At 41.3% G+C, this 4,122-nt stretch carries 3 protein-coding genes, 18 tRNA genes and 1 rRNA gene; all 22 read left to right on the forward strand.

Annotation, left to right across the window (positions count from 1 at the left end; translation table 11 throughout):
• Positions 1–11: 11 nt before the first annotated feature.
• Positions 12–127 (forward strand): 5S ribosomal RNA (gene rrf / locus PAN06_RS13075).
• 34 nt (positions 128–161) lie between these two features.
• Positions 162–234, forward strand: a tRNA-Val gene (locus PAN06_RS13080).
• 2 nt (positions 235–236) lie between these two features.
• Positions 237–309: transfer RNA gene (locus tag PAN06_RS13085), tRNA-Asp, on the forward strand.
• A 24-nt stretch (positions 310–333) separates the two neighbouring features.
• Positions 334–406: transfer RNA gene (locus tag PAN06_RS13090), tRNA-Lys, on the forward strand.
• Positions 407–412: 6 nt separating this feature from the next.
• A tRNA-Leu gene (locus PAN06_RS13095) sits at positions 413–494 on the forward strand.
• A gap of 17 nt (positions 495–511) precedes the next feature.
• Positions 512–584: transfer RNA gene (locus PAN06_RS13100), tRNA-Thr, on the forward strand.
• 23 nt (positions 585–607) lie between these two features.
• Positions 608–679 (forward strand) — tRNA-Gly (locus PAN06_RS13105).
• Positions 680–686: 7 nt separating this feature from the next.
• Positions 687–772 (forward strand) — tRNA-Leu (locus tag PAN06_RS13110).
• 19 nt (positions 773–791) lie between these two features.
• Positions 792–865 (forward strand) — tRNA-Arg (locus PAN06_RS13115).
• 36 nt (positions 866–901) lie between these two features.
• Positions 902–975 (forward strand) — tRNA-Arg (locus tag PAN06_RS13120).
• 19 nt (positions 976–994) lie between these two features.
• A tRNA-Pro gene (locus PAN06_RS13125) sits at positions 995–1,068 on the forward strand.
• Positions 1,069–1,074: 6 nt separating this feature from the next.
• Positions 1,075–1,148 (forward strand) — tRNA-Met (locus PAN06_RS13130).
• 16 nt (positions 1,149–1,164) lie between these two features.
• Positions 1,165–1,238, forward strand: a tRNA-Ile gene (locus tag PAN06_RS13135).
• A 10-nt stretch (positions 1,239–1,248) separates the two neighbouring features.
• A tRNA-Ser gene (locus PAN06_RS13140) sits at positions 1,249–1,338 on the forward strand.
• A 13-nt stretch (positions 1,339–1,351) separates the two neighbouring features.
• Positions 1,352–1,425: transfer RNA gene (locus tag PAN06_RS13145), tRNA-Met, on the forward strand.
• Positions 1,426–1,428: 3 nt separating this feature from the next.
• Positions 1,429–1,501, forward strand: a tRNA-Phe gene (locus PAN06_RS13150).
• Positions 1,502–1,517: 16 nt separating this feature from the next.
• A tRNA-Gly gene (locus tag PAN06_RS13155) sits at positions 1,518–1,588 on the forward strand.
• 38 nt (positions 1,589–1,626) lie between these two features.
• Positions 1,627–1,700, forward strand: a tRNA-Ile gene (locus PAN06_RS13160).
• 3 nt (positions 1,701–1,703) lie between these two features.
• Positions 1,704–1,791: transfer RNA gene (locus PAN06_RS13165), tRNA-Ser, on the forward strand.
• A gap of 62 nt (positions 1,792–1,853) precedes the next feature.
• Entirely contained in the window at positions 1,854–2,672 is an 819-nt protein-coding gene (mreC, locus tag PAN06_RS13170) for a rod shape-determining protein MreC (RefSeq protein WP_269796549.1), read from the forward strand.
• Position 2,673: 1 nt separating this feature from the next.
• Entirely contained in the window at positions 2,674–3,174 is a 501-nt protein-coding gene (gene mreD / locus PAN06_RS13175) for a rod shape-determining protein MreD (RefSeq protein WP_269796550.1), read from the forward strand.
• Between the two features lie 93 nt (positions 3,175–3,267).
• Positions 3,268–4,122: CHAP domain-containing protein (locus tag PAN06_RS13180; RefSeq protein ID WP_269796551.1), on the forward strand; the 855-nt coding region annotated here is incomplete at its 3' end.

Raw genomic sequence — 4,122 nt, forward strand, 5'->3', positions numbered from 1 at the left:
ATCATTCAGAGTTAAGTGACGATAGCCTAGGAGATACACCTGTACCCATGCCGAACACAGCAGTTAAGCCCTAGAACGCCGGAAGTAGTTGGGGGTTGCCCCCTGTGAGATAAGGTAGTCGCTTAGCAAGAGATTGAGCCTAGTAGATACTAGGCTCATTTGGGAGTTTAGCTCAGCTGGGAGAGCATCTGCCTTACAAGCAGAGGGTCAGCGGTTCGATCCCGTTAACTCCCATAGGTCCCGTAGTGTAGCGGTTATCACGTCGCCCTGTCACGGCGAAGATCGCGGGTTCGATTCCCGTCGGGACCGTTAAGATAATGAAAATTATTTTAAGACTCGTTAGCTCAGTTGGTAGAGCAATTGACTTTTAATCAATGGGTCACTGGTTCGAGCCCAGTACGGGTCATATTTTGCGGGTTTGGCGGAATTGGCAGACGCACCAGATTTAGGATCTGGCGCTTTACGGCGTGGGGGTTCAAGTCCCTTAACCCGCATAAGAGAATAATAATGAGCCGGCTTAGCTCAGTTGGTAGAGCATCTGATTTGTAATCAGAGGGTCGCGTGTTCAAGTCATGTAGCCGGCATTTTTTTATATAAAGAAAGCAATGCGAACGTAGTTCAGTGGTAGAACACCACCTTGCCAAGGTGGGGGTCGCGGGTTCGAATCCCGTCGTTCGCTTGAGGAGGCCGGGGTGGCGGAACTGGCAGACGCACAGGACTTAAAATCCTGCGATTGGTAACGATCGTACCGGTTCGATTCCGGTCCTCGGCATAGATAAAGGTTGAAAGAAGCACCCTTAGCTCAACTGGATAGAGTACCTGACTACGAATCAGGCGGTTAGAGGTTCGACTCCTCTAGGGTGCATGGTCGCAAGGCTATGTAAGAATTAAATAGGAAAGAGCACCCTTAGCTCAACTGGATAGAGTACCTGACTACGAATCAGGCGGTTAGAGGTTCGACTCCTCTAGGGTGCATAAAGCGTAAGCTTTAGATCGGGAAGTAGCTCAGCTTGGTAGAGTACTTGGTTTGGGACCAAGGTGTCGCAGGTTCGAATCCTGTCTTCCCGATATTATGGCGGTGTAGCTCAGCTGGCTAGAGCGTCCGGTTCATACCCGGGAGGTCGGGGGTTCGATCCCCTTCGCCGCTATATTGTTGATCTTGTTGGACCTTTAGCTCAGCTGGTTAGAGCTCTCGGCTCATAACCGAGTGGTCGTAGGTTCAAGTCCTACAAGGTCCATTGTTATATTGGAGGATTACCCAAGTCCGGCTGAAGGGAACGGTCTTGAAAACCGTCAGGCGTGTAAAAGCGTGCGTGGGTTCGAATCCCACATCCTCCTTTTTTAAAATTAACGCGGGATGGAGCAGCTCGGTAGCTCGTCGGGCTCATAACCCGAAGGTCGTAGGTTCAAATCCTGCTCCCGCAATTTGGCTCGGTAGCTCAGTTGGTAGAGCAATGGATTGAAGCTCCATGTGTCGGCGGTTCGATTCCGTCTCGCGCCATTTCTTTTATTAATAAGCGGGTGTAGTTTAGTGGTAAAACTACAGCCTTCCAAGCTGTTGTCGCGAGTTCGATTCTCGTCACCCGCTTTGAACTTTTGTTCAATTTTTACCAAGTTGTTTGACTTGGGCGCGTAGCTCAGGTGGTTAGAGCGCACGCCTGATAAGCGTGAGGTCGGTGGTTCGAGTCCACTCGTGCCCATTTGGAGAATTACTCAAGAGGCTGAAGAGGACGGTTTGCTAAATCGTTAGGTCGGGTAACTGGCGCGGGGGTTCGAATCCCCCATTCTCCGTATAATTTCGAAGTTTGAGATATTATCTCAAACTATTTTTTATATTTTTGAAGGTCTTTTCTATGTTCTTGAATCGTTTCTTAAAAATTTTTAGTTTGGTGTTTGTTTTGACTGTTTCAGGAATTTTATTTCTTTTTCCATCTGTTAGAACTTCAATTGTTTTAAAATCCTCCGATCTGTTAGCTATTGTTGATAAGGCTGTATCGGTACCATTTGTTCTTGTTGAATCTAAGGCAAATGATTTAAAAAATTTATCTGAATTAAATGATGAAAACTGCTCTTTAAAGTCACGTCTTTATCAAAAGGATTTTGACCAGTCAAAACTTAGTCGTTTGGAATCAGAAAATAAGGAATTGAAAGACTTGATCTCAATCAAAAATTCTGCATCTGGTTCTAAACATGTTGTTAGTGAGATTATTGACCGTAATTATAGTTCTTGGTATCAGGAATTTGTAATTGATAAAGGCAGTTTAGATGGAATTACTGATTCTATGTTTGTTCTCTCATCTGGCGGGGTCATTGGTGTAGTAGATAGTACTGAGAAAAATTCTAGTAAAGTGAAATTATTGGTTGAAGATACTATTTCTTCACAACACCTGACATTTAGAATTGAGAGTCAAGGTCAATCTATTTTTGCTTTATTAAATGGTTATGACGAGAAGACGGGTGAGTTTCGGTTATTGCAAATTGGAGATCCAATTGAAATTAAAAAAGGAACACTCGTTTCAACAAGTGGATTAGGGAAATACAAGAGTAGTGACTTACCTCTTGGGACTGTGACTTCCACTCAAAAGGTATCTGATCAGTTAGGGCAAGAAATTCGTGTGAAACCAAAGGCTAATTTAGATGTCAATCGTTATGTACTATTGATTGGAGAGTAGTGTGAAAGTAATACGTAAGTACCATTTTTTCCCTTTATTCTTGTTTATATCTTTATTTGTTGATGGGCAAATCTCTTTTATTATGTCTCGTTTCAGTCCAAGCTCCTTTGAACCTACTTCATTTTTATTTCTATATGGTTTTATGTTACTGAGCCTCTATTTCTCGGAGATGGCTAGTATTTGGTTGGGAATCCTCTTTGGTTTTTGTTTTGATGTGTATTTTTTACGCACTATAGGAATTGCTTTCCTAGTCTTCCCTTTATTACAGGTGATTTTTTATCGGTGTAATCAGATTATTTTGGTCAATCGATTGACTCGTTTTTTTACATTTTTATTAACGATTCTAATATTTCAGATTTCAACCAATCTTCTTCTGATTATTTTTATTAGTATAAAATTCAACTGGATTACTCTCATTATCCATCAAATTGCGCCTAGTTTAATTTTGAATGTGCTTCTAATGATCGTATTACAGCCTTTACTTGAAAAGATTTATTTATAAACTCGAAATAAAAATGTAACAATAGCGTAATATAAATTTTCAAAAAATTTGTTATACTAGTTAGTGTCTTATTAGAAAGGGAAAATTTATCTAATGAAGAAAAAATTATTTGCCACAATCTTATTGAGTACAGTTGCTTTATCACAAGGTGCTGTTGTAGCAGGTGTATCAGCTGACTCCACAGATGATAAGATTGCTGCTCAAGATAACAAAATCAATAGTATTAATCAACAACAACAAAGTGCACAAGCTCAGGTAGATCAAATCCAAGGTCAAGTATCTGAAATTAAACAACAACAAGAAAATCTTCAAGCTGAAAATGACCGTTTGAATGAAGAATCTGAACGATTGTCAGCTGAGATCGATGAGTTGTCAAAAAATATTGTTGCTCGTCAAGAATCACTTGCAAATCAAGCACGTAGTGCTCAAACAACTGGGACTGCAACAAGTTATATTAATGCGATTGTTAGCTCTGGATCTTTGACAGAAGCTATCTCACGTATTTCTGCTATGAATGAAATTGCAGATGCTAACAACAAAATGTTGCAAGAGCAAAAACGTGATAAAGAAGACATTGCACAAAAACAAAAAGAAAACAATGACGCTATCAATACTGTTATTGCAAACAAACAGCAATTAGAAGATGATGCGCAAGCTTTGTCAACAAAAGAAGCTGAGTTGAAAGTGGCACAATTGAATTTGGCAGCTGAAAAATCATCTGCTGAAAACGAAAAGAACGCTTTGTTGCAACAAAAAGCTGAAGCTGAAAAAGCTGCTGCAGCAGCGGCAGCAGCTGAAGCAGCTTACCGTGCAAAACAAAAGGAACAACAAGCAGCTGTGAAAGCTTCTGCAAATACTACCCTTCAAGCTCAAGTTCAGGCAGCAGCTCAAACACCTGCTGCAACACCAGCGGCAGCAGCTCAAACACCTGCAGCAGCAGCTCAACCT

The sequence above is a fragment of the Streptococcus sp. SM3 genome (genome assembly GCF_027497875.1).